General features: G+C 66.3%; 24 protein-coding genes. 9 read left to right on the top strand and 15 right to left on the bottom strand.

Going from position 1 to position 26903, the window contains the following annotated elements; translation table 11 throughout:
• Positions 1–8: 8 nt before the first annotated feature.
• Both lysA and argH read right to left on the bottom strand, forming a co-directional pair.
• Complete coding sequence (gene lysA, locus AC1ROX_RS11450; protein WP_493125526.1) at positions 9–1283, bottom strand: diaminopimelate decarboxylase; 1275 nt, start codon at positions 1281–1283, stop codon at positions 9–11.
• 2 nt (positions 1284–1285) lie between these two features.
• Positions 1286–2734, bottom strand: a complete 1449-nt coding sequence (argH, locus tag AC1ROX_RS11455; RefSeq protein WP_493125528.1) for an argininosuccinate lyase — start codon at positions 2732–2734, stop codon at positions 1286–1288.
• A 35-nt stretch (positions 2735–2769) separates the two neighbouring features.
• Between argH and AC1ROX_RS11460 the strand changes: the two genes are divergently transcribed.
• The 4 genes from AC1ROX_RS11460 to nadC all read left to right on the top strand — a co-directional run bounded on the left by AC1ROX_RS11460 (position 2770) and on the right by nadC (position 6269).
• On the top strand, positions 2770–3363 hold the full coding sequence (locus AC1ROX_RS11460; RefSeq protein ID WP_493125530.1) for a TlpA disulfide reductase family protein: 594 nt from the start codon (positions 2770–2772) through the stop codon (positions 3361–3363).
• A 52-nt stretch (positions 3364–3415) separates the two neighbouring features.
• A complete protein-coding gene (locus AC1ROX_RS11465) occupies positions 3416–4348 on the top strand; it encodes an NUDIX hydrolase (protein WP_493125532.1) in 933 nt (310 codons plus the stop codon).
• Between the two features lie 72 nt (positions 4349–4420).
• Positions 4421–5410, top strand: coding sequence for a quinolinate synthase NadA (gene nadA, locus AC1ROX_RS11470; protein WP_493125534.1), 990 nt, complete (start codon positions 4421–4423; stop codon positions 5408–5410).
• A 7-nt stretch (positions 5411–5417) separates the two neighbouring features.
• The gene (gene nadC / locus AC1ROX_RS11475; RefSeq protein ID WP_493126141.1) at positions 5418–6269 is read left to right on the top strand and encodes a carboxylating nicotinate-nucleotide diphosphorylase; all 852 of its coding nucleotides are present in this window, start codon (positions 5418–5420) and stop codon (positions 6267–6269) included.
• 2 nt (positions 6270–6271) lie between these two features.
• Here the strand turns inward: nadC and AC1ROX_RS11480 are convergent, their stop codons facing one another.
• The 12 genes from AC1ROX_RS11480 to AC1ROX_RS11535 all read right to left on the bottom strand — a co-directional run bounded on the left by AC1ROX_RS11480 (position 6272) and on the right by AC1ROX_RS11535 (position 16955).
• Positions 6272–6733 (bottom strand): hypothetical protein, encoded by a 462-nt coding sequence (locus AC1ROX_RS11480; protein WP_493125536.1) that lies wholly within the window; start codon positions 6731–6733, stop codon positions 6272–6274.
• A gap of 112 nt (positions 6734–6845) precedes the next feature.
• Positions 6846–7946 carry an NADH:flavin oxidoreductase gene (locus AC1ROX_RS11485; protein ID WP_493125538.1) on the bottom strand — a complete coding sequence of 367 codons (1101 nt, stop codon included), beginning with the start codon at positions 7944–7946 and terminating at the stop codon, positions 6846–6848.
• 11 nt (positions 7947–7957) lie between these two features.
• Positions 7958–9427, bottom strand: a complete 1470-nt coding sequence (locus tag AC1ROX_RS11490; RefSeq protein WP_493125540.1) for a M81 family metallopeptidase — start codon at positions 9425–9427, stop codon at positions 7958–7960.
• A 16-nt stretch (positions 9428–9443) separates the two neighbouring features.
• Entirely contained in the window at positions 9444–10325 is an 882-nt protein-coding gene (locus AC1ROX_RS11495) for a 3-hydroxybutyryl-CoA dehydrogenase (protein ID WP_493126143.1), read from the bottom strand.
• Between the two features lie 12 nt (positions 10326–10337).
• Positions 10338–11273, bottom strand: a complete 936-nt coding sequence (locus tag AC1ROX_RS11500; protein ID WP_493125542.1) for an electron transfer flavoprotein subunit alpha/FixB family protein — start codon at positions 11271–11273, stop codon at positions 10338–10340.
• 1 nt (position 11274) lies between these two features.
• Positions 11275–12024: an electron transfer flavoprotein subunit beta/FixA family protein gene (locus tag AC1ROX_RS11505; RefSeq protein WP_493125544.1), complete on the bottom strand. Its 750-nt coding sequence runs from the start codon at positions 12022–12024 to the stop codon at positions 11275–11277.
• A gap of 156 nt (positions 12025–12180) precedes the next feature.
• Positions 12181–12777 carry a cob(I)yrinic acid a,c-diamide adenosyltransferase gene (locus tag AC1ROX_RS11510; protein ID WP_493125546.1) on the bottom strand — a complete coding sequence of 199 codons (597 nt, stop codon included), beginning with the start codon at positions 12775–12777 and terminating at the stop codon, positions 12181–12183.
• Positions 12778–12780: 3 nt separating this feature from the next.
• Positions 12781–12993, bottom strand: coding sequence for a twin transmembrane helix small protein (locus AC1ROX_RS11515; RefSeq protein WP_493125548.1), 213 nt, complete (start codon positions 12991–12993; stop codon positions 12781–12783).
• A 6-nt stretch (positions 12994–12999) separates the two neighbouring features.
• Positions 13000–14442: a flavin monoamine oxidase family protein gene (locus AC1ROX_RS11520; protein ID WP_493125550.1), complete on the bottom strand. Its 1443-nt coding sequence runs from the start codon at positions 14440–14442 to the stop codon at positions 13000–13002.
• Positions 14424–15080: an HAD family hydrolase gene (locus AC1ROX_RS11525; protein WP_493125552.1), complete on the bottom strand. Its 657-nt coding sequence runs from the start codon at positions 15078–15080 to the stop codon at positions 14424–14426. Before AC1ROX_RS11525 ends, AC1ROX_RS11520 begins: the two co-directional genes overlap by 19 nt.
• A 12-nt stretch (positions 15081–15092) precedes the next feature.
• Positions 15093–15977 (bottom strand): TauD/TfdA dioxygenase family protein, encoded by an 885-nt coding sequence (locus tag AC1ROX_RS11530; protein ID WP_493125554.1) that lies wholly within the window; start codon positions 15975–15977, stop codon positions 15093–15095.
• A gap of 9 nt (positions 15978–15986) precedes the next feature.
• Positions 15987–16955 (bottom strand): Bug family tripartite tricarboxylate transporter substrate binding protein, encoded by a 969-nt coding sequence (locus AC1ROX_RS11535; RefSeq protein ID WP_493125556.1) that lies wholly within the window; start codon positions 16953–16955, stop codon positions 15987–15989.
• 106 nt (positions 16956–17061) lie between these two features.
• Here AC1ROX_RS11535 and AC1ROX_RS11540 point away from each other — a divergent pair, with 106 nt between their 5' ends.
• From AC1ROX_RS11540 to bioB, 3 genes are all read left to right on the top strand, one after another.
• On the top strand, positions 17062–18591 hold the full coding sequence (locus AC1ROX_RS11540; RefSeq protein ID WP_493125558.1) for an arylsulfatase: 1530 nt from the start codon (positions 17062–17064) through the stop codon (positions 18589–18591).
• Between the two features lie 164 nt (positions 18592–18755).
• Complete coding sequence (locus AC1ROX_RS11545) at positions 18756–22205, top strand: autotransporter domain-containing protein (RefSeq protein WP_493125560.1); 3450 nt, start codon at positions 18756–18758, stop codon at positions 22203–22205.
• A 78-nt stretch (positions 22206–22283) separates the two neighbouring features.
• Entirely contained in the window at positions 22284–23300 is a 1017-nt protein-coding gene (gene bioB / locus AC1ROX_RS11550; RefSeq protein ID WP_493125562.1) for a biotin synthase BioB, read from the top strand.
• Here the strand turns inward: bioB and ccrA are convergent.
• The gene (gene ccrA / locus AC1ROX_RS11555; RefSeq protein WP_493125564.1) at positions 23297–24586 is read right to left on the bottom strand and encodes a crotonyl-CoA carboxylase/reductase; all 1290 of its coding nucleotides are present in this window, start codon (positions 24584–24586) and stop codon (positions 23297–23299) included. The genes bioB and ccrA overlap by 4 nt on opposite strands.
• 211 nt (positions 24587–24797) lie before the next feature.
• Between ccrA and AC1ROX_RS11560 the strand changes: the two genes are divergently transcribed.
• On the top strand, positions 24798–26072 hold the full coding sequence (locus tag AC1ROX_RS11560; RefSeq protein WP_493125566.1) for an LLM class flavin-dependent oxidoreductase: 1275 nt from the start codon (positions 24798–24800) through the stop codon (positions 26070–26072).
• 4 nt (positions 26073–26076) lie between these two features.
• Entirely contained in the window at positions 26077–26856 is a 780-nt protein-coding gene (locus AC1ROX_RS11565; protein ID WP_493125568.1) for an alpha/beta fold hydrolase, read from the top strand.
• Positions 26857–26903: the final 47 nt, after the last annotated feature.

Raw genomic sequence — 26903 nt, forward strand, 5'->3', positions numbered from 1 at the left:
CCTTTCGTTCAGGCCTTTGTCGGCTCCATCCAGGGCGGGAACCGCTCGGCGGAGATCATCTCTTCGATGGTAGGCCTCGGTCGCGTAACCGCAAACCTCGTGCCATCCACCATCACCTCGGGCGCCAACGGCCGGCTGTTGTAGCTGGAAGCCATCACCGCCCCATACGCGCCCGCCGACCGTATCATGACGAGGTCTCCGGCAGCCAGCGGCGGCAGATCACGATTCTGAGCCAGGAAGTCGCCGGATTCGCAGATGGGACCCACAATGTCGCAACGGATCGTGGCCGCATCGGGGCGCGGCTGGCGGACCGGCAGAATATCGTGCCAGGCCTCGTAGAGCGTCGGCCGGATGAGGTCGTTCATCGCCGCATCCACGATGACGAAAGTCTTGGCGGAGCCGGGCTTCACGAGGATCACCTCGCCCACCAGCACACCCGCCTCGCCGACCAGCCGGCGGCCCGGCTCGAAGGCCAGCTCGCAGCCCAGGCCGTCGGTCTCGCGCGCCACGACGGCCATGAATTCGGCGATCGAGGGCGGCTTCTCGTCGGCATAAACAATCCCCAGCCCGCCGCCGATGTCGAACCGGTCGATCGTGTGGCCGTCCTGGCGAAGCTGCCCGATCAGCTCGCGCACCCGCACGATGGCGTCGCGGTAGGGCGTGAGCGAGGTGAGCTGCGAGCCGATATGCATGGCCACGCCCACGACGTTGAGGTTCGGCAGCCGGCCGGCCAGCGCGAAGGCGTCGCGCGCGAGGTCGATGTCGATGCCGAACTTGTTCTCCTTGCGCCCCGTCGTGATCTTGGCGTGGGTCTTGGCGTCGACGTCGGGGTTCACGCGGATCGTGATGTCGGCCTTGAGGCCAAGCTGGCCCGCGACGGCGTTCAGCGTCTCGAGCTCGGCCGAGCTTTCGACGTTGATCTGGCCGATGCCGGCTTCGAGAGCGGCCATCAGCTCCGACGGCTTCTTGCCGACGCCGGAATAGATGATGCGCCTGGGCGGAATGCCCGCCGCCAGCGCCCGCTTCATCTCGCCCACCGACACGATGTCGGCGCCGGCGCCCATCTCGCCGAACAGGCGGATCACGGCCAGGTTGCTGTTGGCCTTCATCGCGTAGGCGACGCTGGCGTTCATGCCCTTGATGCCGTCGGCGAATTCCCTCCAGCCGGCGCGCAAGGCCCCGGCGGAATAGCAGTAGAACGGCGTCCCGACCTGCGCGGCGATGGTGGCGAGCGCGACGCCCTCGGCATGCATGTCGCCGTCCTTGTAGCTGAAGAAGCTCATCGTCAGCGGCCTCCGGCCTTGCCGAGGAAGCGGCGACGCGCTTCCCCGACGGCGCGCTCGACATTGGCCGGCGCGGTGCCGCCCAGGCTCTTGCGGGCATTGACCGAGGCCTCGACGGTCAGCACGCGGAACACGCTCTGGTCGATCTTCGGCTCGACTTCCTGCATCTCGGCCAGCGACAGCTTGTCGAGGTCGATGCCCTTGTCGGCGGCGATGCCGACCAAACGGCCCGTGACGTGATGGGCCTGGCGGAACGGCAGACCGACCTTGCGCACCAGCCAGTCGGCGAGGTCCGTCGCCACCGAATAGTCGGCGGACGCCACGGCGCGCATACGCTCCGGGTTGGCCTTGAGGTCGCGGATCATGCCGGTCATCGCCGCGATCCCCAGCTCCAGCGAATCGGCGGCGTCGAACAGCGGCTCCTTGTCCTCCTGCATGTCCTTGCCGTAGGTCAGCGGCAGGCCCTTCAGGATGGTGGTGAGCGCCACGAAGGCGCCGACGATGCGGCCGACCTTGGCGCGCGTCAGCTCGGCGGCGTCGGGATTGCGCTTCTGCGGCATGATCGAGCTGCCGGTCGTGAAGGCGTCGGACAGCGAGATGAAGCGGAACGGCGCGGAGCACCAGATCACGATCTCCTCGGAGAGGCGCGACAGGTGCACGGCGGTCGTCGAGGCGGCGGCGATGAACTCGATCACGTAGTCGCGGTCGGAGACGGCATCGAGCGAGTTGGCCATCGGGCGGTCGAAGCCCAGCGCCTTCGCGGTCTTGCGCGGATCGATCGGATGCGGCGAGCCCGCCAGCGCCGCGGCACCGAGCGGCGACTCGTTCAGGCGCGCGCGGCAGTCGGCGAAGCGGCTACGGTCGCGGCCGATCATCTCGACATAGGCCATCAGGTGATGGCCGAAGGTGATCGGCTGGGCCGTCTGCAGATGGGTGAAACCCGGCATGATGGTGGCCGAGTACTCGTCGGCACGGTCGATCAGCACTTCCTGAAGCTCGCGCAGCATCAGCTCGAACTTGTCGATCGTGTCGCGCACCCACAGGCGCACATCGAGCGCGATCTGGTCGTTGCGCGAGCGCGCGGTGTGCAGCCGGCCGCCGGCCGGGCCGATGATGTCGGTCAGCCGCTGCTCGACGTTGAAATGAATGTCCTCGAGCTTGGTCGAGAACTTGAACTTGCCACTTTCGATCTCGGCCTTCACCTGGGCGAGCCCGCGCTTGATGGCGCGACCGTCCTTCGCCGTGAGAATTCCCTGGGCCACCAACATGTCACAGTGCGCGACGGAGCCCGCGATATCCTGCGCATAGAGCCGCCGGTCGAAACCGATGGAGGCGTTGATCTTCTCCATGATTTCCGCGGGCCCGAGCTTGTAGCGGCCGCCCCACATCGTGTTGGAGCGACGATTGGAGCCACTCTTGGCCGCTCGCGCAGTCGTGTTCTTCCGTGCCATGAATTACGCCATATATCCTTTTAGGAACGCGGCTTATGGCACATCCTGTCCCCAATTTCCTCCTTGGCCGGCGCTACATTCTTTGCGGCGCCGCTGCTGCCATCGCGCTCCCCGCCACGCCCAGCCTGGCCGGCGTGAAGCCGGACATGGCCAAGGGCGCGATGGAGCGCTTCAAGCTCGCCAAGACGCCCAAGCCCCTGCCCGACCTCGAGATCCAGAACGCCGACGACAAGCCGATGAAGCTCGGCGACTTCAAGGGCAAGGTCGTGCTGCTGAATTTCTGGGCGACCTGGTGTGCGCCCTGCGTGAAGGAAATGCCGAGCCTCGACCGCCTGCAGGCCGCGCTCCCGAAGGACAAGTTCCTGATCGTGCCGCTGTCGATCGACGGCCCGTCCAAGCCCAAGGTCGCGCCCTTCTACAAGGACCAGAAGCTCGCCAACCTCGGCATCTATTTCGACAAGGGCCGCAAGACGATGCAGGGGCTCGACGTCACCCTGCTGCCGACCTCGATCCTGGTCGATGCCCAGGGCCGCGAACTCGGCCGCATCGAGGGCGATGCCGACTGGGACATGCCCGAATCGATCGCCCTGATGAAGGCGGCGATCGGCAAGGACAAGAACAAGGGCTGACGGGCTGGCGAAAGGGCGAAGTCGCCGCCCGTTCGTGCATAATGCGGCGGACATGACGCCGCCTCCCGCGCCCTCCGACGCCGTTGCCATCGAACTCAATGCGGTGCTCGTCGCCCTGACGGCCGATCAGCCGCTGGTCCTGACGCTGGAGGACGGCACGCTCCTGCCGTCGGGACCATTCGCGACCGAGCACCCGACCCTGCAAAGCGGCGTGCGAGCCTGGGTCGAGCGGCAGACCCATCATCCGCTGGGTTATGTCGAGCAGCTCTACACGTTCGCCGACCGCAACCGCCCGGGCTCGGACGGAAGCCAGAGGATCGTGTCGATCAGCTATCTCGGCCTCACCCGCGAGCGCCTGTCGGCCGGCGCACGCGATCCGGAATGGCGAAGCTGGTACCGCTATTTTCCCTGGGAAGACTGGCGCGCCGGCCCCTCGCCGCTGATTGCCCAGTCGATCCTGCCGCAATTGGCGACATGGGCGGACGCCGCCGGCGACGCGCGGAGCCAGCGCGAGCGGCAGCAACGGGTCGAACTGAGCTTCGGCGACGGGATCGAGAGCTGGAATGAGGACCTGGTCCTGCAGCGCTACGAGCTGCTCTACGAGGCGGGTCTGGTGCCCGAGGCGAAGGCGCCGGCGCCCGATCCCGTGCCGGGCATGCCGATGCGCCACGATCATCGCCGCATCCTTGCCACCGGCATCGCGCGGCTACGGGCCAAGATCAAATACCGGCCCGTCTTCTTCGAGCTGATGCCGCCCGAATTCACCTTGCTGCAGCTGCAGCGCGCCGTCGAGGCGCTGGCGGGCCGGCCGATGCACAAGCAGAACTTCCGCCGCCTCATCGACCAGCAAGGCTTGGTTGAGCCGACCGGCGCGAGCACCTCGGAAGCCCGCGGACGCCCCGCCCAGCTGTTCCGCTTCCGCCGCGAGGTCGTCCTCGAACGCGCCGCCGCCGGCAGCAAACTCCCCCTCTCGCGCCCGATCTGAAAACTTGACGCCATTAATGCTCATTCCTAGTATAAATAATTAATGCTCCCATTGAGCATAATGAGGTGTCAGATGTCGTTAGCCTTTTCGCCGGACCTGATGGCCCGAACCGCCCCTCTGTATGACCGCGTGAAATCGGTGATCCCGTCGATCGAATGGCCGGCCTTCGCCGAGGATATCGACGCCATCCTGGCGCTGAAGCGCGAGCGCGATGCCGTCATCCTCGCGCACAACTACCAGACGCCCGAGATCTTCCACTGCGTCGCCGACATCGTGGGCGACAGCCTGGCGCTGGCCCGCGAGGCCATGAAGGTCGATGCCGGGACGATCGTCCTGGCCGGCGTCCACTTCATGGCCGAGACGGCCAAGCTCCTGAACCCGGCCAAGCGCGTGCTGATCCCCGACCTCGATGCCGGCTGCTCGCTCGCCGCCTCGATCACCTCCGCCGATGTCCGGCTGCTGCACCAGCGCTATCCCGGCGTTCCCGTCGTCACCTATGTGAACACGTCCGCCGCTGTTAAAGCCGAGAGCGACATCTGCTGCACCTCAGGCAACGCGAAGAAGATCGTCGAGAGCCTCGGGGTACCGAAGGTCATCATGCTGCCCGACGAATATCTGGCGCAGAACATCGCGGCCGAGACCGGCGTCGAGATCGTCACCTGGGCCGGCCACTGCGAGGTGCACGAACGCTTCACGGCCCAGGACATCCGCCAGCTGCGCGCCGGCCATCCCGGCATCGTGGTGCTCGCCCATCCCGAATGCCCGCCCGAGGTCGTGGGCGAATCCGATTTCACCGGTTCGACCGCGGCGATGATCGACTATGTCGGCGCGAAGCGGCCGGCGCGGGTCGTCCTCGTGACCGAATGCTCGATGAGCGACAACGTCGCCGTCCAGCATCCCGGCACCGAGTTCATACGACCGTGCAATCTCTGCCCGCACATGAAGCAGATCACCCTGCCGAAGATCCGCCACGCGCTGGAGACGATGCAGCACGAAGTGACGATCGATCCCGCCGTGGCCCAGCCGGCCCGCCGCGCCGTCGAACGCATGCTGAAAATCTGAGGCCATGATGACGATCCCCTCTCTTCCCCTCCTCATGGTCGAACCGGTGGTCCGCGCCGCCCTCCTCGAGGATCTCGGCCGCGCCGGCGATCTCACGACCGACGCGATCGTGCCGGCAACGGCGCGAGCGAAAACCGCGCTGGTCGCGCGCCAGCCCGGCGTGGTGGCGGGACTAGCCGCGGCGGCAACCGCCTTCCGGCTGGTCGATCCGTCGATCGAGGTCGCGGTGGAAAAGCCGGACGGCACGCACCTCGTCCCCGGCGACCGCATCGCGACCATTGCCGGCCCGGTGCGCGGCATGCTCACCGCCGAGCGGGTCGCGCTGAACTTCCTCGGCCATCTGAGCGGTGTCGCCAGTGCCGCGGCCACGCTGGTCGAGGCGGTGCGTGGCCACAGAGCGCGCATATGCTGCACGCGCAAGACCATGCCGGGCCTGCGCGCCCTGCAGAAATACGCCGTCCGCGTGGGCGGCGGGATGAACCACCGCTTCGGCCTCGACGATGGCGTCCTCATCAAGGACAACCATGTCGCCGTGGCGGGCGGCATCCGGCCGGCGATCCTCGCGGCACGCAACGGCGTCGGCCATCTCGTGAAGATCGAGGTCGAGGTCGATACGCTGGATCAGCTCGAAGAGGCGCTGGCGACCGGCATCGATGCGGTCCTGCTCGACAACATGACGCCCGACCAGCTCGCCACCGCGGTCCGCATGATCGACGGGCGCGCCATCGCCGAGGCCTCGGGCCGCATCACGCCGCAGACGGCGCCTTCCATCGCGGCCAGCGGCGTCGATCTCATTTCAGCCGGCTGGCTGACCCACAGCGCCAGCGTCCTCGACATCGGCCTCGACTGGCAAACCTGAGGTCAGTTGCTGACTTCGCAGTGCTTACCCATTTCCTTGCAGACGCGCAGCACGGCCTGGACGACCAGCGACGTGGTCGAGCTTTCGCCGGCACCGGCATGGCCGGCGATCATGAGCTGGGAAACCTCGTCGTTGAACGGCACGACGTTCAACGTGGCGGTGCGGTCGCCCTCGGCTATCTGGATGCGGCGCGCGGCCGGATCCTGCATCAGGATGCGCACCGACGGGTTCTTGCGGGCGAGTTCCAGCGCGGTCGAGAAGATCTTGTCGGCATGGGCGTCGAGCAGGACCGTCGCGAAGTCATAGCCGGCTCGGCCGTCCGGCTGGCTGCCTTCGGTCATCTGATGGATGCGGCCCAGCGCCTTGCGGGCGACGAACACCCATTGCGCCTCGGCCGGCGCAAAGGGCAGCGCCAGGCTGGCGAGCACGCCAGCCGCGACGAGAGGCTTGAAGATCTTGTGCATACTTCGACTCCCTTTGTCGCTTTGTTCTGCTGGGGGCGCGCCACTCCAGTGGCGCGATCTTGCCTGGTGCCGATAATGACGCGCCACTGGAGTGGCGCGCCCCCAGCAAAGACTACGCGAGTGTCGCCAGCGATGAAGCCGAGAATGGCGCGAGTTCGGAGACGCGACCCTCGCGCACCTTGGTTGCCCACTGCGGATCGGCCAGCAGCGCACGCCCGACCGCGACGAGATCGAATTCGTCGCGTTCGAGCCGCGCTTCGAGTTCGCCGAGATCGCCGATCTCGGAATCCTCGCGTGTCCTGAAAGTCTGCACGAAGTCGGCGCCCTTGAGGCCGACCGAGCCCACGGTGATGGTGGGCTTGCCCGTGAGCTTCTTCGTCCAACCCGCGAGGTTGAGCGTCGAGCCCTCGAACTCGGGCTCCCAGAAACGGCGCGTCGAGCAATGGAAGATGTCGGTGCCGGCCTCGGTCAGCGGCTCGAGGAAGCGCGCCAGCTCGTCCGGCGTCAGTGCCAGCCGCGCCGTGAAGTCCTGCTGCTTCCACTGCGAGAAGCGCAGGATGATCGGATAGTCCGCACCCACGCGCGCCCGGATCGCCTTCACGATGTCGGCCGCGAAGCGCGTGCGCTGCACGAAGTCGCCGCCCCAGGCATCGCTGCGCTTGTTCGCGCCGTCCCAGAAGAACTGGTCGATCAGGTAGCCATGCGCGCCATGGATCTCGACGGCATCGAAGCCGATGTCCTTGGCGACGCCGGCCGCGCGGCCGAAAGCGTCGATCGTGTCGGCGATGTCGGCGTCGCTCATCGGCGGACCAACCGGCTTGCCGGACGCGGCAAGGCCCGACGGACCGTCGGACGGTGCCTCGGGATTCCGGCCGGTGCCGGTCTTGCGCATCATGCCCTGGTGCCAGAGCTGCGGCGCGATCTTGCCACCGGCGCCATGCACTTCCTCCACCACGCGGCGCCAGCCCGCGAGGCTCGCCGGCGAATGGAAGTCGGGCACGTTGGTGTCGTTGGACGCGGCCGGCCGGTCGACCGTGGTGCCTTCGGTGACGATCAGACCGACGCCACCCTCGGCGCGCCGCCGGTAGTAGGCGGCGACGTCGGCACCGGGAATGCTGTCGGGGCTCTTGGAGCGCGTCATCGGCGCCATCACCAGCCGGTTGGCCAGCGACAGGTTTTTTGACGTGAACGGACGGAAGAGCGGGCTGGTCATGGAATTCTCGCTCACGGAAAGGCGACGTCGCCGTAGGGATAGAACTTGTTCAGGTCGACATGCTGATACGGCAGGCCATCGAGGCGCACCGTGCCGAGGAAGGGCTCGACCGGCTCGACCAGCAGGATCGTCCTGGCGAAGCCGCTATCGTCGAAGCCGCGCCGGAAGTGCACGCGCGACTTGATGGCGATCGCCTTGAACTGCGCGAGGTCAAAAGCAGGTCCGGCGAGTTGGGACGGCTCGACGATCTGCGTGAGGTAGCGGCTGATCAGCACGACATTGCCGCGACCGAAGGCGACGCTCACCCACAGGCTGCCATGGGCTTCGTGAGCGCCCACGACCGTACCGGTGACGCGCACCGGCTGGCCGGCGGATTCGTCGGCAAGGCCGCCGATCTCCCGATCGAACGCGTCGCCCACCTTCACGCCCTCTTCCTTCAGCGCGTCGATGGTCCTGGCGTCGGCGATGGTCGCGATCAGCGTGTCCGACAGGTCCTGCTCGATCACTTCCTTCAGGATCCAGGTCGCGTAGCCCGAGCGGTCGCTGTGATCGGCCAGCACGACCGGCGTCTCGCCACGGGCCATGGCCTCCTTGGCAAGCCTGACGCCTTCGGGAATCGGATAGACCCTGGCGGTGTCGAGCAGATCCTTGCGGCGACGCCACGCCCAGGACGACATGTCGGCGGCGACCTTTTGCGCCAGTTCAGCATTGCCGTTGGTCATGACCTGGAAGGTCAGGCCGACATCGGGCACGTCGGCGAAGGGAAAGCCGAAGAAGACGTTCACATAGACGTCGGGCTCGCGCGCTTCCCAGACGAGCGCGCGCTGCACCAGGTCCATCCACGGCGAGGCGCCGGTCCACTGCAGCACCGTCGGCGTGATGATCGGTACCTTCACCGTCACCGTAGCGGGCGCGTAATCGCCGCGGATCGCGCGCACCAGCATGCGCGCCGCGCGCTCGCCCTGGAGATGGCTGTCGTAGTGCGGGAAGTATTTGACCGTGAAGGCCATGTCGGCCTGGGCCAGGAACTCGGCATCCTCGTTGCCGTGCGGATCGAAGGTGCCGACGATGAAGGCCTTGCGGCCGACCACCTCGCGGACCCGCCGCGCGATATCGGCTTCGGGGCGCGCGACGCCGCGCACGCCCATCGCGCCGTGCAGGCTGAGATAGACGCCGTCGAACGGCCCCTGCTCCTTCAGCCCCGCGACCATGCGGCCAAGGAAGGTCTCGTAGGCTTCTTCGGTGATCCAGCCCGAGCCGGTGCCCGTCTTTGGCCACAGCGGCGATTCGATGCCGACCAGCTCGACGCCGTCATACTCGCGCGCCACCTTCACGAACCCGCCCATGTAGGACTTGGGATCGTGCGTCAGCAGCGCCTCGCCGCTGGCGGGGGAACCTGGGTAAATGAAATCGGCGAGCGTGGTGTCGTTCGGAAGGAACGTCACCGTCTCGTGGGCGAACTGCAGGACGGCGATACGCATCGCGCCGCCCATCGTCTTATCGCGTCGGAACCGGGCGTTCGCCGGAATAATCGTAGAAGCCGCGCTTGACCTTGCGGCCGATCCAGCCGGCCTCGACATACTTCACGAGCAGCGGGCACGGGCGGTACTTCGAATCGGCCAGGCCCTCGTGCAGCACCTGCATCACCGACAGGCAGGTATCGAGGCCGATGAAGTCGGCGAGCTCGAGCGGGCCCATCGGATGGTTGGCACCGAGCTTCATGCCGGTGTCGATCGCCTCGACGTTGCCGACGCCCTCGTAGAGCGCATAGACCGCCTCGTTGATCATCGGCAGCAGGATGCGGTTCACGATGAAGGCCGGGAAGTCCTCGGCATTGACCGGCTTCTTGTCGAGCTTGACCACGACCTCGCGCACCGTGCGGAAGGTCTCTTCTTCAGTGGCGATGCCGCGGATCAGCTCGACCAGGCCCATCAGCGGGACCGGGTTCATGAAGTGCATGCCCATGAACTTGCCGGGCCGGTCGGTGACCGCGGCGAGCCTCGTCACCGAGATCGACGAGGTGTTGGTCGCCAGCAGGACGTTGGCCGGCAGCCCCTCGCAGACCTTCTTGAAGATCTCGCGCTTCACCGCCTCGTTCTCGGTCGCCGCCTCGACGATCAGGTCGCAGTCGGCGAACGCCTTGTAGTCGGTGCCGGTCGAGATGCGCCCGAGCGCCGAGTCCTTGTCCTCCGGACGGATCATGCCGCGGCTGATCTGCCGGTCCATGTTGCGTCCGATCGCGTCCATGCCCTTGTCGAGATGCGTCTGGTCGATATCCGCGATACGGATGTCGAAGCCCTTCAAGGCACAGACATGGGCAATGCCGCCGCCCATCTGGCCGGCACCGATGACTCCGATGCGCTTGATCATGATGGGTATCCTCGGGTTGGCTTACTTTTTCTCGATCGCGGCGGTGAGCTCGGGGACGAGCTGGAACAGATCGCCCACGAGGCCGTAGTCGGCCACCTGGAAGATCGGCGCTTCCTCGTCCTTGTTGATCGCCACGATGGTCTTGCTGTCCTTCATGCCGGCGAGATGCTGAATCGCGCCGGAGATGCCGATGGCGATATAGAGGTCGGGAGCGACCACCTTGCCGGTCTGGCCGACCTGGTAGTCGTTCGGCACGTAACCCGCATCGACTGCGGCGCGGCTGGCGCCGAGACCGGCACCGAGCTTGTCGGCCAGGGTCTCCAGCATCTTGAAGTTCTCGCCGCTCTGCAGGCCACGGCCGCCGCTGACGACGATCTTGGCGCTGGTCAGCTCGGGGCGCTCGCTCTTGGAGAGCTCGGCGCCGGCGAAGGAAGAAAGGCCCGCGCTGCCCGTGCCGGCGATCTGCTCGATCGCGGCCGAACCGCCGCCCGCCGCCGCCTTGAAGTTGGTCGGACGCACGGTGACGATCTTGATCTTGTCGGTGCTCTGCACCGTCGCCATCGCGTTGCCGGCGTAGATCGGGCGCACGAAGGTGTCGGGCGAGACGACCTGGATCGCCTCGGAGACCTGCGCGACGTCGAGCAGGGCCGCGGCGCGCGGCGCCACGTTCTTGCCGACCGAGTCGGCGGCCATCACGATGTGGCTGTAGTTCGGCGCCAGCTTGACGACGAGCGGCGCGATGTCCTCGGCCAGCCAGTTGGCGTAGGCCGCATCCTCGGCCTGCAGCACCTTGGCGACACCCTGGATCGCGGCCGCCGACTGGGCGGCATCGCCGGCGTTGCTGCCGGCCACCAGGACATGGACCTCGGGGTCCATCTGGGCCGCGGCCGCTACGGCGTTGGAGACGTTGGCGCGGACGGTCTTGCCGTCATGCGCGGCGACGACGAGGACGGCCATCTCAGATCACTCCCGCTTCGTTGCGCAGCTTCTCGACCAGCTCCGCGACGGTCTTCACCTTGATGCCCGACTTGCGCTTCGGCGGCTCTTCGACCTTCAGCGTCTTGAGGCGCGGCGCGACGTCGACGCCCAGCGCGTCCGGCGCCAGCACCTCGATCGGCTTCTTCTTCGCCTTCATGATGTTGGGCAGCGATGCGTAGCGCGGCTCGTTCAGGCGCAGGTCGGTGGTGATCACCGCCGGCATCTTGATCTTGATGTTCTCGAGGCCGCCGTCGACCTCGCGCTTCACCTCGACCGAGCCGTCGGCGACGTTCAGCTTGTTGGCGAAGGTGCCGACCGACCAGCCGAGCAGCGCGGCCAGCATCTGGCCGGTCTGGTTGGAGTCGTCGTCGATCGCCTGCTTGCCGACGATCACCAGGCCGGGCTGCTCCTTGTCGACCACGGCCTTCAGCAGCTTGGCGACGGCCAGCGGCTGCAGTTCGGCGTCGGTCTGCACCAGGACGCCGCGGTCGGCGCCCATGGCGAGCGCGGTGCGGATCGTCTCCTGGCACTGGGCCGGGCCGGCGGAGAAGGCGATGATCTCGGTCGCGGCGCCCTTCTCTTTCATGCGGATCGCCTCTTCCACGGCGATCTCGTCGAAGGGATTCATGGACATCTTGACGTTAGCCGTCTCGACACCCGTGTTGTCGGCCTTGACGCGGATCTTGACGTTGTAGTCGATGACCCGCTTGACCGCGACCAGCACTTTCATCGCGTTGCGCCTATCGGTGAGTTGCGGCCGGACTGTTCCCGTCCGGCGAAGGGGTTTTCGTGTAGGGGTGTTGAGCCGATCATGTCAAGGCTATGGCGCACTGCACAAAATCGCAGGGTGAAAGATTTTTCCGATATGTTTCAACAGCTTGGGCCGTTAGCGGGCGCCGCCCGGCACCCACAGCACATCTGCTGCGCCATTGTCGTTGAGCCTCCGGGCCAGCACGAACAGATGGTCGGACAGGCGATTGATGTACTTGATCGCCTCCGGATTGATCTCCTGCTCGGTCGCGAGGTGCGTCATGCCGCGCTCGGCACGCCGCGCCACGGTCCGCGCCAGGTGCAACCATGAGGCGGCCTCGCTGCCGCCCGGCAGGATGAAGGACTTGAGCGGCTGCAGCTCGGCGTTCATCGCATCGATCTCGTGCTCGAGGCGCTCGACCTGCGAGGCCACGATGCGCAGGGCCGGCTCGTCGCGCTTGGTCTTGCCCTCGGGCGTGCAGAGATCGGCACCGAGATCGAACAGGTCGTTCTGGATCCGCATCAGCATCGCATCGGCTTCGGCAAGGCGCGCATCGCCGGCACCGGCGCGCGCGATGGCGCTGCGCGCCAGACCGATCACCGAGTTCGCCTCGTCGGTCGTGCCATAGGCTTCGACGCGGATGTCGTGCTTGGCGACGCGTTCGCCGCGGCCGAGCGACGTCTGCCCGGTGTCGCCGCCGCGTGTGTAGATGCGGTTGAGATTGACGGCCATCGCCTAGCTCCTGCTCGCGAGATACCACAGCAGGATCAGCACGACCGTGAGGAGCTGCAGGCGCACGCGCCACCACATCATGCGGTTGCTGCGACGGCTGCCCTCGATGTTGCCATCCTGGTTGCGGCTCATGTTGATCAGGCCGGCGAACAGCGTGCCGAGCGTCGCGAACGCAGACACCAGCACGAGGACGAAAAGGATATTGGCGGCGGTCATCGTCTTTTATCCCGCATTGTGCCGGCCCGCGCCAGCACGCGCCCCGGCCCAGGGCCGCGCGGTGCGCGAAGCTGCCGTGCCGGTGGCGAGGCGGAAGATCGTCTCCGCCGTCTGCTCGGCGGACCAGAGGGCGGCATGCACGGTGCCGTACTCGACCGGCTCGGTCGCTTCACCGGCAAAGAACACGCGGTTGCCGAGCGGCCGTGCATGCGCGGTGCAATCGTCGGGATCGCTGCCGACGCCGGGATAGGAATAGCCGCCGCGCGACCAGGGATCGCTCAGCCAGCGCGGGAAGACCATCGCCTCGGGCTCGGGAATACTGTCGCCGAACATCGCACGCAGGGATCGCATGGCGACGGCGGTCACTTCTGCATCGCTCGCCTCGCGGTCGAGATGGATGGCGGTATGGCCGTTGCAGAAGCTCAGCAGGATCGGCAGGCCGGTTTCCTGGTGATGGCTGACGAAGGTGTTGAAGCCGCCGCGCCGCTGCGGCGAATCCGGCAGGCGTCCGAACCATTTCGGCGACTCGGGCCAGAAGCGGCGCGGAAAGCGCAGGTAGATCTTGCCCAGCACGCCGGCGCCGTAGCCGATGCGGCCGATGGCCTCGCGCTGCAACTCCGGCGGCGCAGGATCGAGCACCGGCAGGCCGGCCCGCAGCAGCCCGACCGGCACCGCGATCACGGCGCGGTCGGCCTCGATGCGCCCGCCGTTCTGCAGGATCGCCGTCACGCCATCGCCTTTCCAGACGACGCGCTCGACCGCGGCGCCCTGGCGGATGTCGAGCCCGCGCGCAACGTCGTCGACCAGTTGCCGGTAGCCGCCCTTGGGCTGGGCGTTGCGTTCGAGGCCTTCGGTGGGGAACCACTCCTCCGCCGCCACCGCCTCCCACGGGGCGCTCTGCACGCCCTCGCTCATCTCGACGAAGGTCGCCACGACCAGCCGGTCGATTTCCGGCAACCATGACGCGGTCAGCAACGGCTCGACGGCTTCACGCACCGAGATCGAGCGCGGGCCGCGGATGCGGGTCAACGCCTTGCTCTTCCAACTCGCCCATTCGATGGCGGCCTTGAAGGCCATCCGGCCCATCACGGCGCGGCGACGCTGGCCCTCGCGGGTCGGCGACGTCGCGCGCTTGTCGATCAGCAGCCGGTCGCCCTGCGATTCGACCAGCTCGATGCCGAGCTTCTCGCACCACAGCGTGAGAGGATTGCCCTCGACGCCATGGACCCACGAGCCGCCGAGATCGACCGGCGCGCCGACACGATCGTCCGTCCAGGTCCGGCCGCCGATCCGCCCGCGCGCTTCGAGCACGCTCACGACGAAACCCGAATCGTGCAGCAGTCTTGCGGCGACCAGGCCCGCCATGCCGGCGCCGACAACGACGATGCGCTCGCCCTTGCCCGATCCCATCGACCAGGAGCCGGTCATGCTCATACGCGGGGTGCCCATGCCAGCATCGGCAATGACGACATCGCGTCGAAGGTTCGTCCGCCCGCGGCGCGCAGCGCCTCGGCGTCGGTATAGGGTGCGCCGACATAGGCCAGAGCGCGCATACCGGCGGAACGCGCCGCCTGGATGCCGGGCAGCGAATCCTCCACGACCGTGCAGGCGAAAGGCTGCTCGTTCATCTCTATCGCGGCATGGAGGAAAAGGTCCGGGAACGGTTTTCCACGCGGTACCTGGCTGGAGCTGAAGATCCGCCCCTCGAAGCGCGACCACAGGCCGGTGATGCCCAGGGTGACCCGCATCTTGTCGAAGCCGCCCGAACTGGCGACGCAGGTCGCAATGCCTGCAGCCTCGATCGCATCGATGGCTTCGACGACGCCGGGAACGGCCTGCAGCGGCGCATCGCGGAAGGTCTGCAGCGTGTCGTCCTGCAGGCGCTCGACGAAATCGGCGGGCAATTGCCGGCCGAGTTCGCCCTCGACGATCTCGACGCAGGACTTCATCGAGCGGCCCATCAGGCGACGCATCGTCTCCTCGACATTCCAGTCGAGCCCCTCGCGCTGCAGCGCGCGGGCAAAGCAGGTATTGGCGAGGGGCTCGCTGTCGACCAGCACCCCGTCGCAATCGAATATGACCAGCACCCGCCTGCAGTATCAGTAAGGCTTGTCGCCTGCCACCGTGACCCGGTTGCCGCTGCGGGTGTGCGGCCAGTAGTCCCACATGGCGCGATGCTGGACACAGCGATTGTCCCAGAAGGCGATGGAATTCTCCTGCCAGCGGAAGCGGCACTGGAAGAGCGGGTTCTCCATGTGCTCGTAGAGGTACCGCAGGATCGCATCGCTCTCGTCGCGCGGCAGGCCGACCAGCGAGCGGGTGAAGCCGCGATTGACGTAGAGCGCCTTCTTCCCCGTCACCGGATGGGTGCGCACGACCGGATGCACCGCGCGCGGATACTCAGGCTTGTCGGCCACGTTGAAGTTCTTGTAGAGGCCGCGATAGACCGACTCGCCGTCGTGCACCGCGGTCAGGCCGTCGAGATAGATCTTCATGCGGTCCGACAGCGCCTCGTAGGCGGCGTACATGCTGGCGAACAACGTGTCGCCGCCCTTGGGCGGAGACTTCTTGATGTACAGGATGCTGCCCATCGGCGGCTCGAGGTCGCAGCTCACGTCGGTGTGCCAGCCCTCGCCGTTGGCGCGCGGCGAATCCTTATCGGCATGGATGATCATCAGCTCGGGCTTGCCGGGCTCGCTCGGCGCCGCGGGGTGCGTGTGCAGGTCGCCGAACAGGCGGCCGAAGGCCAGGTGCTGCTCCTGGCTGATATGCTGGTCGCGGAAGAAGATGACCAGGTTCTCCGCCAGCGCACGGTGGATCTCGTCCTGCTGCCGGTTGGAGAGCGGCTTGCTGAGGTCGATCCCGCCGATCTCGGCGCCGAGGATCGGCGTCAGCTTGTCGATGGTGATGGTCTCGTACGGCGCGCTCTCGTCCGGATTGTGACGATAGCGCGGGCCGGCATTGGCGCTCAGGGATCCTGCCATGGGTCTCTCCTACTCCACCTTGATATTGGCACGACGGATGATCTGGCCCCACCGTTCCTTCTCGGAACGCGTAAAGGCGGCGAACTCCTCCGGACTCATCAGCCGGGGCGCACCGCCCAAAGCGGCGAGCCGCTCCAGCACTTCCGGCTGCGCCGCGACGGTACGGATGTCGGCATTGATGCGCTGCACGATCTCGCGCGGCGTACCCTTGGGAACATAGAAGCCGGTCCAGGTCGTGAGCTGCACCTCGGGCAAGCCCGCCTCGACCGCGCTCGGCATGTCGGGGACGGAGGCGTAGCGCTCGCCGTCGGTGACGAACAATCCCTTCAGCGCGCCGCGCTCCATCGCGATCTTGGCGTTGACCGTGTCGATCATCATGAAGGTCAGAAGCCCGCTCTGGACATCCGGAATGGCCTGCGGGTTGCTCTTGTAGCCGACATAGACCGCGTCGACACCGGCGGCCATCTTGTACAGCTCCGACGCCACCCGGGCCGGCAGCGCACCGGCGCCGTAATTGTACTTGCCGGGCTCCGCCTTGAGCTTCGCCGTCAGCTCGGCCGCACTGTTGATCGGGCTGTTCCTGTCGACCAGCAGCACGAAGGGCGAGGTGCCCATGCGCGTGACCGCCTCGAAGTCGGTGATCGGATCGTAGGGCAGCTTGTCGTAGATCGCCGGATTGACGGCCTGCGTCATGGCCGAGGTCGCGAAGATCGTCAGGCCATCGGGCTTGGACCGCACCACCGATTCGGCCGCCGGAATGCCGTTGCCGCCGCCCTTGTTGTCGATCACGACGGGCTGGCCCCACAGCGCCGACAGCCGCTCGGCATAGATGCGGGCGCTGATGTCGGTGGCGGCACCGGCCGGAAATGGCACGACCATGGTGACGCGGCCGGCCGGAAACTTCTGCGCATGGACGATAGCCGGCGCCGCGACGGCGGCCGCGCCCAACGTCCTGCCGAATTGCCTTCTGCCGAACATGCTTCCTCGTCGTTTTCCTTATCACGCATCGGAACCAGACCGTCCGAGTCCATCGCCACGGACGCCGCGAGCGGGTAGCTTGCGCCGAAATCAGCTTGGGGGAAACATGACGACGTTCGACGCCATCGCCACGCAGACCGTGCGGACGGCAGCCCATCTCGAGCCCGCCTTCAAGCACACGGCCGACATCGAAGCCGCAGCGCGGAAGCTGGCGGCGCGCAAGAAGAAGCCCAACATCCTCATCTACCTGATGGACGATGTCGGCTGGGGCGACTTCGGCTGCTATGGCGGCGGCGTGGCCGTGGGCGCCCCGACGCCCAACTTCGACAAGATCGCGCGCGGCGGCCTGCAGCTTACGTCCTGCTATTCGGAACCCTCCTGCTCGCCCTCGCGCGCCACGCTGCATACCGGCCGCGTGCCCAACCGCCACGGCCTGCACCGCCCGCCGATGTACGGCGAGCCCGGCGGCCTGCAGGGCGAGATCACGCTGCCCATGCTGCTCGGCCAGGCCGGCTACACGACACAAGCCGTCGGCAAGTGGCATCTCGGCGAGAATGTCGAAAGCCAGCCGCAGCATGTTGGCTACGATGATTTCTACGGCTTCCTCTCGGTGTCGGACATGTACACCGAATGGCGTGATCCGCACTTCTTCCCCGAGATCGTTTACTCGGACGCGCGGACCGAGTGGATCAAGAACATGCCGTTCAACCGCTGCTTCGTGCACGCGACCAAGGGCAAGGAACTGACCAACGTCGAGGAGGTGACGATCCCCGTCCTCTCCGAGCTCGACGAGAAGTGGTGCAAGTACTCCGAGGCGTTCATCGAGAAGCAGGCCAAGTCGGACAAGCCGTGGCTGCTCTATCACTGCACCCGCGGCGCGCACTTCGACAATTATCCGCACGAGAAGTTCCTCGGCAAATCGCCGGCGCGGCATCCCTACAAGGACACGCTGCTCGAACTCGACGAAATCATGGGCCGCCTCGTCGAGGCGCTGCGCAAGTCGGGCCAGCTCGAGGACACGCTGATCTTCATCTCGTCCGACAACGGCCCGCACATGGAGACCTGGCCGGATGCGGCCTTCACGCCGTTCCGCTGCGCCAAGGGCTCGACCTGGGAAGGCGGCGTGCGCGTTCCCGGCCTGATGTACTGGCCTGGCACGATCGACGCCGGCCGCCAGAGCGACGGGCTGTTCGACTTCAACGACATCGTGCCGACCGCGCTCGGCCTTGCCGGCGCCTCGGACCTGCTGCCGTCGGATCGCTACATCGACGGCGTCGACCAGAGCTCGTTCCTGCTGGCGCCCGACGGCCTATCCAACCGCAAGTACCATTATTACTGGCTCAGCCAGACCTTCTCGGGCATGCGCTGCGGCGAATACAAGATGGTGCTCTCGGCCACGAGCGACAACGCGACCGATGCGTTCGGCACCGGCGGTTTCACCGGCGTGCTGGAGCGCTACGCCTATCCGAAGCTGTTCAACCTCTATCTCGACCCGAAGGAGCAGCACAATTACCTGACGCGCAAGCTGGCCTATATCGAGGCCTTCCAGCTCGGCATGCGCAACCATCTCGGCACCTTCAAGAAGTACCCGGCCAAGAAGATCATGGGCATCAAGGTGGCGGACAAACGCGAATAGGCGAAGGCCCGCCGAGGCCACCGCGGTGTTGGTTCGGTAGCTGACCGTCTGCGCGGCCTGTGACCCAATTTGGGGTATCCGCGCATTGAAGGCCAACCGTCGGCCCGTAGATTGCACGCGGGCGCATCGCCGATGCGAGCATTTCGAGGCACCGGGGAGAACGCATGCAAAGGCACGACTTCATGAAGATTCCGTGTAAGTTCGCCTTTGTCTTCTCGGGTTCCGCTCGGCACCGGCGCGCCATCGCCAGGATCGCGCTGGCGCTGGCCATGGTGTCGCCGCCAACTGTCTTCGCCAGGGCCCAGGTGAGTTGCGAAGGCTCCGCCGCGCACTGCAATCGGGTGGCCGAACAGTACGACATCCTCAAGTCCTTCCAGTCGTTGCCCAATCCGTCGACCGGCCCGAATGTCTTCAGGAGCGATCTGAAGACCGTCGAAGACATCTACCGCAACGCGACGGTCGGCCAGCGGAATCAGGCTGCGGATAATGCGAGCGGCGTGTTCAAGGCCGGCGACGGCGAGCCTCAATACAATCTGTGGAACCAGATCTCGTCGACCAGCCAGATCCTGCCGACGCTGGGGGTTTTCCCGCAGCTCCGGATGTCAAGCGCGCTGGCGGATACGCTGACCGAGCGGATCTACAAAAAGCAGAACGAACCTCTTTACACCGCGATTACCGGGCTGCTCACGGGGAACGGCGCGTCCGCCGACAACTATATCGGGGCCGTCCAGGAAATCGACGCGCTCAAGGCGTCATTCGACGCCTATGCCGCTGCCTTTCAAGGCCAATCGACGCAATATGCCAATGCACAACAGGTCGATCCGCGGCCCTTCCAGATCAGCAAGAAGATCGCGAACAATCCGTGGACGCCGGCACAGGCAGGCACAATCGCTCTCCAGATCCAGCAGGACGAATGGGGATCCGGTCCGGATGGACTGCAGACCTCCGGAGCCTTTCCAAGCGGCCATTCGCTTCAGGGCAACACCACCGCACTGCTCTATGCGATGCTGATGCCGGAGGCCTATCAAAGCATGATGATCTCGGGTCAGCAGTTCGGACTGAGCCGCAACATCATGGGCGTGCACCACACGCTCGACGTGATCGGTGGCCGCATCCTCGCCTATTACACAATGACAAAGCTTCTGGCCGGCAGTACCGACTACATCCTGAAGGATGTGCCGAACTATGACGGCGTTCCCGCCTACACCACGTTCCCGGAATATCTCTTCGGCACGGGCGGCCTTTCCGATCTGCTCCATGATGCGCTTGGCTCAAAATACACAGCGGTGCCCTACGCGAGTTGTGCGTCGAATGTCGCGGCCTGCATGGCGAGCGGCGTCTTCCCGTCGGCGTCGCAGTTCGCGGCGGCCAACCGGGCCTATGAGGATCTGGCCACCTACAAACTGCCCGCCGTCGGCGCAATCGATCTTCCTGCCGTCGTGCCGGCCAAAGCCGAACTGCTGCTCCGGTCGCGCTTCCCCTATCTCGACGATACGAAAATTCGCGACATCCTGGCGACCACGGAGCTGCCGTCGGGAGGGCCGCTCGACGACGGCTCGGGTTGGGTCCGTCTCAATCTCTTCAAGGCAGCCGGCGGTTACGGCGCCTTCAATTCCGACGTCAGCGTGACGCTCGACGCCTCGAAGGGAGGATTTCACGCCGTCGACATGTGGAGCAATGACATTTCCGGAATTGGCGGCCTCGCCAAGTACGGCAGCGGCCTGTTGATCCTCGGCGGACATAACACCTACAGCGGCGGCACGTTCGTGAAGGAGGGCACGATGGCGCTCTCCGGTTCGATGGTGGGCGACCTCACCGTCGATGCGGGGGCTACGTTCGTGAGCGGGGGCGGCTATTCGGTCGCCGCGGGCTCCAGGTTGTCCAACGCTGGCACGTTCGAGTCTGTGAACACCGCGCTCGTGAACCGCGGCACGATCGACAACAGCGGCACCCTGCGGGGCGGGCTGGCGAACTACGGCACCTTCAACCAGACGGCCGGCACGTTCGACAACAGCTCGATCCTGATCAACAACGGCATCTTCAACGGCGACCTGCTCAACACCGGAGTGCTGGGCGGCAGCGGCACCATCGTCGGCTCCGTCGTCAACAACGGCGTCGTCGCGCCCGGCAACTCCATCGGCACGCTGAGCGTGAACGGCGCCTATACCCAGGCCGCCGGCAGCCGCTACCATGTCGAGGCCAATGCTGCCGGCCAGGCCGACCGCATCAACGTCAGCGGCGCGCCCGGCACTGCCACCCTCTCAGGCGGCACGGTGGAGGTCGTTGCCGCGACCGGCGTCTATGCGCCCAGCACCACCTACACCATCCTCAGTGCCGCCGGCGGCGTCACCGGTACCTACGCCGGCAGCAGTACCCTCTTTCCGTTTCTCCAGTCGTCGCTCGGCTATGATGCCAACAATGTCTACCTGACGCTGAAGCCGGGCGGCTTCGCGGCCGGAGCCGCAACCGCCAATCAATCGGCCGTGGGCGGCGCGCTCGACCAAAGCGTCGCGGGATCGAGCGGCGACTTCGCCACCGTCATCGGCACCATGGCGACCTACACCCAGGCGCAGGGCCAGGCGGCGATGGCTGCAATGAGCGGCCAGAACTATTCGGGCTTCGGCACCGCCAACCTCGGCAGCGGGTTGATGTTCATGAACATGCTGGGCCAGCAGATGAGCCTGGCGCGTGGCGGTTTCGGCAGCGGCAATCGCCTGGCCGTGGCACAGGCTTGCGAGAGCGAGGCCTGTGCCGGCGAGCCTGCGGGCCCCTGGAGCGTCTGGGGCAGCGCTCTGGGCGGAACCGGCAGCGTCGCCGGCAACGCCAATGCAGCCAGCCTCAGCTATAACGTAGCCGGCTTCGCCGCCGGCGCCGATTATCGCTTCGACCCGCGCTTCCTGGCCGGCTTCGGCGTCGGCTATGCGAGCGGCAACCAGTGGCTGAGCGGCTTCAGCGGCCAGGGCACGACCAACAGCTACCAGGCCAGCCTCTACGCCTCCTTCGTGCAAGCCGGCTTCTATCTCGATGGCCTCGTGGGCTACGGCTACAACGACAACCAGATGACGCGCCAGATCGTGCTGCCCAATCTGGCCGCCCGCGTTGCCCAGGGCCGCGCCGGCGCCAATCAGTTCCTGGGCCAGGCCGAGGCAGGCTATCGGTTCGACCTCTATATGCCGGCCGCCGCGTCGATCACGCCTTTCGCGCGCTTCCAGAGCACGATCAACGGCCAGTCCGGCTTCACCGAAACCGGCGCGGGCGCGCTCGACCTCACTGTGGCGGCGCAGACGACGAGCTCGGTGCGCAGCGTGCTGGGCGCCGAACTTGCGGGGGCTTTCGGGGCCGACGGGCGCGAGAAGCTCATGATACAGCTTCGGGCAGGCTGGGCGCATGAATATGCCAGCACCTCGCGGCCGGTGACGGCGAACTTCGCCGGCGCGCCCGGCTTCAACTTCACGGTGTTCGGCGCGTCACCCCAGACCGATTCGGCCGTCTTGAGCCTCGCCGCCAACACCGTCGTCGCCCCGGGCGTGTCGCTCTATGCGCGCTACGACGGCGAAATGGGCGCAGGCATCAGCACGCACGCCCTCAACGCGGGCCTCAGGGCGACATGGTAGGAAGAAGGAAGGGTCCGCCCAAGAAGATCATGGGTTAAAGGTGGCGGACAGCGTTCAGTAGAGTAGAGGATTCCGTTCATGGACATGTTCGCCAGCCCCTCAGCCGAAGGCGATGACCGCACCACAGGTATCCGGCATGACTGGTCCCGCAGCGAAGCCGAGCGCCTGTACGCGCTGCCCTTCGCCGACCTGATGTTCGAAGCGCAGACGATCCATCGCCGGAACTTCGATCCCAATCACGTCGAGACGGCCAGCCTGCTCAGCATCAAGACCGGCGGCTGCCCCGAGGATTGCGGCTACTGCTCGCAAAGCGCCCACTACGACACCGACGTGAAGGCGACGCGCCTCATGGCGCAGGAGAGCGTCGTCGAGACCGCGCGCCGCGCCAAGGAAGCCGGCGCCAGCCGCTTCTGCATGGCCGCCGCCTGGCGCAATCCGAAGGATCACGATCTCGATCGTGTGTGCGACATGGTAAGCGCGGTCAAGGAACTCGGCCTGGAGACCTGCGCGACCCTCGGCATGCTGAAGCCCGAGCAGGCGGCGCGGCTGCGCCAGGCCGGTCTCGACTTCTACAATCACAATGTCGACACCTCGCCCGAGTTCTACGGGCAGATCATCACCACGCGCACGATGCAGGACCGCATCGACACCCTCGCCCACGCGCGCGATGCCGGCCTCAAAGTGTGCTGCGGCGGAATCGTCGGCATGGGCGAGCAGGTCGAGGACCGGCTGGGCATGCTCCTGCTGCTCGCCAACCTGCCGAGCCATCCCGAGAGCGTGCCGATCAACCTCTGGAACGAGGTGAAGGGCGTGCCGGTGAACGACACGGCCGATCGCCCCGATCCGATCGCGCTGGTCCGCATGATCGCCGTCGCGCGCATCCTGATGCCCAGGAGCGTCGTGCGCTTGTCGGCCGGCCGCCAGTACATGACGGACGAGCTGCAGGCTCTGTGCTTCCTGGCCGGCGCCAACTCGATCTTCATCGGCGACGTGCTGCTGACGACCAAGAACCCGCAACGCAACCGCGATGCCGAGCTGCTCGACCGTCTCGGCATCAAGTCCGCGCTGGTTCAGGCGGTCGAGACGACGGCTTAATCGTCGAGCGCGTCCTCGAGCGTCCGCAGGCCCGGGCGCTTGGCGGAGACCAGCACGGCCATGTTTCCGGGCTTGTGCTGGTTCTTCCACATCTTGGTGTGGGCCTTGGGAATGTCGGCCCATTCGAAGACTTCGCTCATGCACGGATCGATGCGGCGCTCGATCACCAGCTGGTTGGCCTGGCTGGCCTGCAGCAGGTTGGCGAAGTGGCTGCCCTGGATGCGCTTCTGGCGCATCCAGACGAAGCGCGCGTCCATCGTCAGGTTGAAGCCGGTGGTGCCGGCACAGAAGACTACCATGCCGCCGCGCTTCACGATGAAGCAGGAGACCGGGAAGGTCTGCTCGCCGGGATGCTCGAACACGAAGTCGACGTCGTTGCCCTTGCCGGTATGTTCCCAGATGGCGGCACCGAACTTGCGGCACTTTTTCATGTATTCGGCATAGCCCGCCTGGTCGTCGACGTCGGGGAGCTGGCCCCAGCAGTCGAAGTCGTTGCGGTTGATGACACCGCGCGCGCCGAGCGACATCACGAAGTCCTTCTTCGACGGATCGGAGATCACGCCGATGGCGTTGGCGCCGGCCGTGGCGATGAGCTGGATCGCCATCGAGCCGAGGCCACCCGCCGCACCCCATACCAGAACGTTGTGGCCGGGCCGCAGGATGTGCGGGCGATGGCCGAACAGCATGCGATAGGCGGTCGCGAGGGTCAGCGTGTAGGAGGCGCTCTCCTCCCAGGTGAGGTGCTGCGGGCGCTTCATGAGCTGGCGCGCCTGCACCTTGCAGAACTGCGCGAACGAGCCGTCCGGCGTCTCGTAGCCCCAGATGCGCTGGCTGGTGGAGAACATCGGGTCGCCGCCGTTGCACTCCTCGTCGTCGCCGTCATCCTGGTTGCAGTGGATGACGACCTCGTCGCCGACCTTCCAGCGCTTCACCTTGGCGCCGACCGCCCAGACGATGCCCGAGGCATCGGAGCCGGCGATATGGAACGGCTGCTTGTGCACGTCGAACGGCGAGATCGGCAGACCGAGGCCGGCCCACACGCCGTTGTAGTTCACGCCCGCGGCCATCACGAGGACCAGCACCTCGTCCTCGCCGATCGCGTGGGTGGGCACCACCTCGAGCTGCATGGACTGCTCCGGCGGCCCGTGGCGGTCGCGCCGGATGACCCAGGCGTACATGTTCTTCGGCACATGCCCGAGCGGCGGAATCTCGCCGACTTCGTAGAGATCCTTCTTCGGCTGATTGGCCGTGGGATGAGGGCGAGCCGCGAAAGCGACGACGGACATGGCAAATCCTCCTGCGTTGCAGCGAAGCTATTGCTGCGGCAGCGAGAGTGCAATGCACAAAATACGATTCGGAACGGTTGGCACGGGGGAAAAACAACAAAATTACCCCTGCCCTGCGGAAATCCCACATTGCCCGCCCGCTCAACTCACGGCAGGGTTGCGAGGTAAACGAGCGTTTACCAACACAGCTCGAGTTTAGGGAGGAGGCGCCATGAAGCTCATGTGGTTCCACTTGATGCCGTACACGGAGCTTCCGGCCGACTTCAACAAGAAGCACCCGTCGGTGTGGGTCGACATCCATTCGTCGCTGTTCGACCCCAGGCGCGCGCATCACATGTACAACGACTTCATGGACGAACTCGAATACGCCGCCGAACTCGGCTACGACGCGGTCTGCGTGAACGAGCATCATTCCAACGGCTACGGGTTGATGCCCTCGCCCAACCTGATCGCCTCCTCGCTGGCCCGCCGCACCACCGACACCGCGCTCTGCGTCATGGGCAACTCGCTGGCGCTCTACAATCCGCCGACGCGCGTCGCCGAAGAATTCGCGATGATCGACTGCATCTCGGGCGGCCGGCTGATCGCGGGCTTCCCGGTCGGCTCGCCGATGGACACCTGCTACGCCTACGGCCAGAACCCCAGCCTACTGCGCGAGCGCTATCTCGAGGCGCATGATCTCGTGAAGCGCGCCTGGACCGAGAAGGATACCTTCGCCTTCAACGGCCGCTACAACCAGCAGCGCTACGTCAACATCTGGCCGCGTCCGATCCAGGACGATCCGCATCCACCGATCTGGATCCCGGGCGGCGGCTCGGTCGAGACGTGGCGGTGGTGCGCGGAGATGGACTACGTCTACTGCTATCTGTCGTATTACGGCTACAAGGCCGGCCTGGCGACGATGCAGGGCTTCTGGAACGAGATGGACAAGCTCGGCAAGGACCGCAATCCCTACCGCGCGGGCTTCCTGCAGTTCGTCGGCGTGGCCGAGAGCCGCCAGCAGGCGCTCGACCTCTATACGGAGCCGGCCGAGTATTTCTACGGCCGTTGCCTGCACATCGATCCGCGCTTCGCCCAGCCGCCCGGCTATACGACGGAGGCGACGCAGCGCGCCGGCATCCAGAGCATGGTGTCCAAGGCCGCCAATGTCGCCAATCCCGCGGCCAAGGCGGCGCTGAAGGCCACCAACATGAAGGACATCGTCGACGGCGGATACGTGATCATCGGCACGCCCGATGAAGTGGCGGAGCAGATCCGCCATGTCGGCACGAGCCTGAATGTCGGCAACCTCATGCTGCTGCTGCAGTACGGCAACATGAGCAAGGACACGACCAAGTACAACACGCGCCTGTTCGCCGAGCAGGTGATGCCGAAGGTGAAGGACCTGTTCGGCGAGTGGGAAAACAGGTGGTGGCCCAAGCCCATGGCGAAGGGCCAGCGCGCCGCGATCCCGGCCTTCCGCCCGCAGACCGTCGCCGCGGAGTAGCCTCGTGTCCGAACCCGCGACCACCACCGTCGACGTTAACGGCCACCCCTGCCGCGTCTGGACGAAGGGCACCGGTCCCAAGCTAGGCTTCCTGGCCGGCCTCGGAGGCCTGCCGCGCTGGCTGCCCTTCCTCGACAGGCTCGCCGAGACCCGGACGGTGATCGCGCCGTCCCTGCCCGGCTATCCCGGCGCGACGGGCCACAACGAGCTCGACACGCATCTCGACTGGGTGCTGGCGGTGCGCCAGATCGTCGACAAAGCGGGCCTCGCCGGCGCCGACCTGGTGGGCGCCTCGGTGGGCGGCGCCTTCGCAGCCGAAATGGCGGCGATCTTCCCCGGCCATGTCGGCAAGCTCGTCCTGATCGCCCCCTTCGGCCTGTTCGATGACAAGGAGCCCGCCGCCGATCCCTGGGCGCAGCGCAGGGACGTGCTGCCGAGCCTGATGTGCGCCGAGGCGGCCAACTGGAACAACCTGGTCGCCGCGCCGGAGGGCGCCAATTCGGTGGAATGGCCGATCGAGATGACCCGAGCCTCGGAAGCCGCCGCCCGCGCCTTCTGGCCGCTCGGCAATACCCGGCTGGAGAAGCGGCTCGGCCTGATCGAGACGCCGACCCTGATCCTGTGGGGTGAGCGGGACGGCGTGTTACCGCCAAGCTACGCCGGCCGGTTCGCCAAGGCGATCAACGGGGCTACACGGGTCGAAACGGTCGCAAATGCCGGCCATCTGGCCTATCTCGACCAGCCCGACGTCGTCGCCAGGGCCGTGCTGTCCCATTTTGCCTGAGAACCTCACGGCCTTGGTGGTTGCTTCGCGTGTTCGGATCGCTATTG

The sequence above is a fragment of the Reyranella sp. GW821-FHT14A01 genome (genome assembly GCF_058803965.1).

What these genes read in the sequence shown, in the direction of transcription:
- AC1ROX_RS11535 (WP_493125556.1), bottom strand. Translation starts at nt 16,955, where the DNA reads ATGTTCGGCAGAAGGCAATTCGGCAGGACGTTGGGCGCGGCCGCCGTC.
- AC1ROX_RS11560 (WP_493125566.1), top strand. Translation starts at nt 24,798, where the DNA reads ATGAAGCTCATGTGGTTCCACTTGATGCCGTACACGGAGCTTCCGGCC.
- AC1ROX_RS11480 (WP_493125536.1), bottom strand. Translation starts at nt 6,733, where the DNA reads ATGCACAAGATCTTCAAGCCTCTCGTCGCGGCTGGCGTGCTCGCCAGC.
- AC1ROX_RS11530 (WP_493125554.1), bottom strand. Translation starts at nt 15,977, where the DNA reads ATGGCAGGATCCCTGAGCGCCAATGCCGGCCCGCGCTATCGTCACAAT.
- lysA (WP_493125526.1), bottom strand. Translation starts at nt 1,283, where the DNA reads ATGAGCTTCTTCAGCTACAAGGACGGCGACATGCATGCCGAGGGCGTC.
- AC1ROX_RS11485 (WP_493125538.1), bottom strand. Translation starts at nt 7,946, where the DNA reads ATGACCAGCCCGCTCTTCCGTCCGTTCACGTCAAAAAACCTGTCGCTG.
- AC1ROX_RS11505 (WP_493125544.1), bottom strand. Translation starts at nt 12,024, where the DNA reads ATGAAAGTGCTGGTCGCGGTCAAGCGGGTCATCGACTACAACGTCAAG.
- AC1ROX_RS11460 (WP_493125530.1), top strand. Translation starts at nt 2,770, where the DNA reads ATGGCACATCCTGTCCCCAATTTCCTCCTTGGCCGGCGCTACATTCTT.
- ccrA (WP_493125564.1), bottom strand. Translation starts at nt 24,586, where the DNA reads ATGTCCGTCGTCGCTTTCGCGGCTCGCCCTCATCCCACGGCCAATCAG.
- AC1ROX_RS11520 (WP_493125550.1), bottom strand. Translation starts at nt 14,442, where the DNA reads ATGGGCACCCCGCGTATGAGCATGACCGGCTCCTGGTCGATGGGATCG.
- nadC (WP_493126141.1), top strand. Translation starts at nt 5,418, where the DNA reads ATGACGATCCCCTCTCTTCCCCTCCTCATGGTCGAACCGGTGGTCCGC.
- AC1ROX_RS11490 (WP_493125540.1), bottom strand. Translation starts at nt 9,427, where the DNA reads ATGCGTATCGCCGTCCTGCAGTTCGCCCACGAGACGGTGACGTTCCTT.
- AC1ROX_RS11540 (WP_493125558.1), top strand. Translation starts at nt 17,062, where the DNA reads ATGACGACGTTCGACGCCATCGCCACGCAGACCGTGCGGACGGCAGCC.
- AC1ROX_RS11545 (WP_493125560.1), top strand. Translation starts at nt 18,756, where the DNA reads ATGCAAAGGCACGACTTCATGAAGATTCCGTGTAAGTTCGCCTTTGTC.
- AC1ROX_RS11510 (WP_493125546.1), bottom strand. Translation starts at nt 12,777, where the DNA reads ATGGCCGTCAATCTCAACCGCATCTACACACGCGGCGGCGACACCGGG.
- AC1ROX_RS11500 (WP_493125542.1), bottom strand. Translation starts at nt 11,273, where the DNA reads ATGGCCGTCCTCGTCGTCGCCGCGCATGACGGCAAGACCGTCCGCGCC.
- bioB (WP_493125562.1), top strand. Translation starts at nt 22,284, where the DNA reads ATGGACATGTTCGCCAGCCCCTCAGCCGAAGGCGATGACCGCACCACA.
- AC1ROX_RS11465 (WP_493125532.1), top strand. Translation starts at nt 3,416, where the DNA reads ATGACGCCGCCTCCCGCGCCCTCCGACGCCGTTGCCATCGAACTCAAT.
- argH (WP_493125528.1), bottom strand. Translation starts at nt 2,734, where the DNA reads ATGGCACGGAAGAACACGACTGCGCGAGCGGCCAAGAGTGGCTCCAAT.
- AC1ROX_RS11515 (WP_493125548.1), bottom strand. Translation starts at nt 12,993, where the DNA reads ATGACCGCCGCCAATATCCTTTTCGTCCTCGTGCTGGTGTCTGCGTTC.
- nadA (WP_493125534.1), top strand. Translation starts at nt 4,421, where the DNA reads ATGTCGTTAGCCTTTTCGCCGGACCTGATGGCCCGAACCGCCCCTCTG.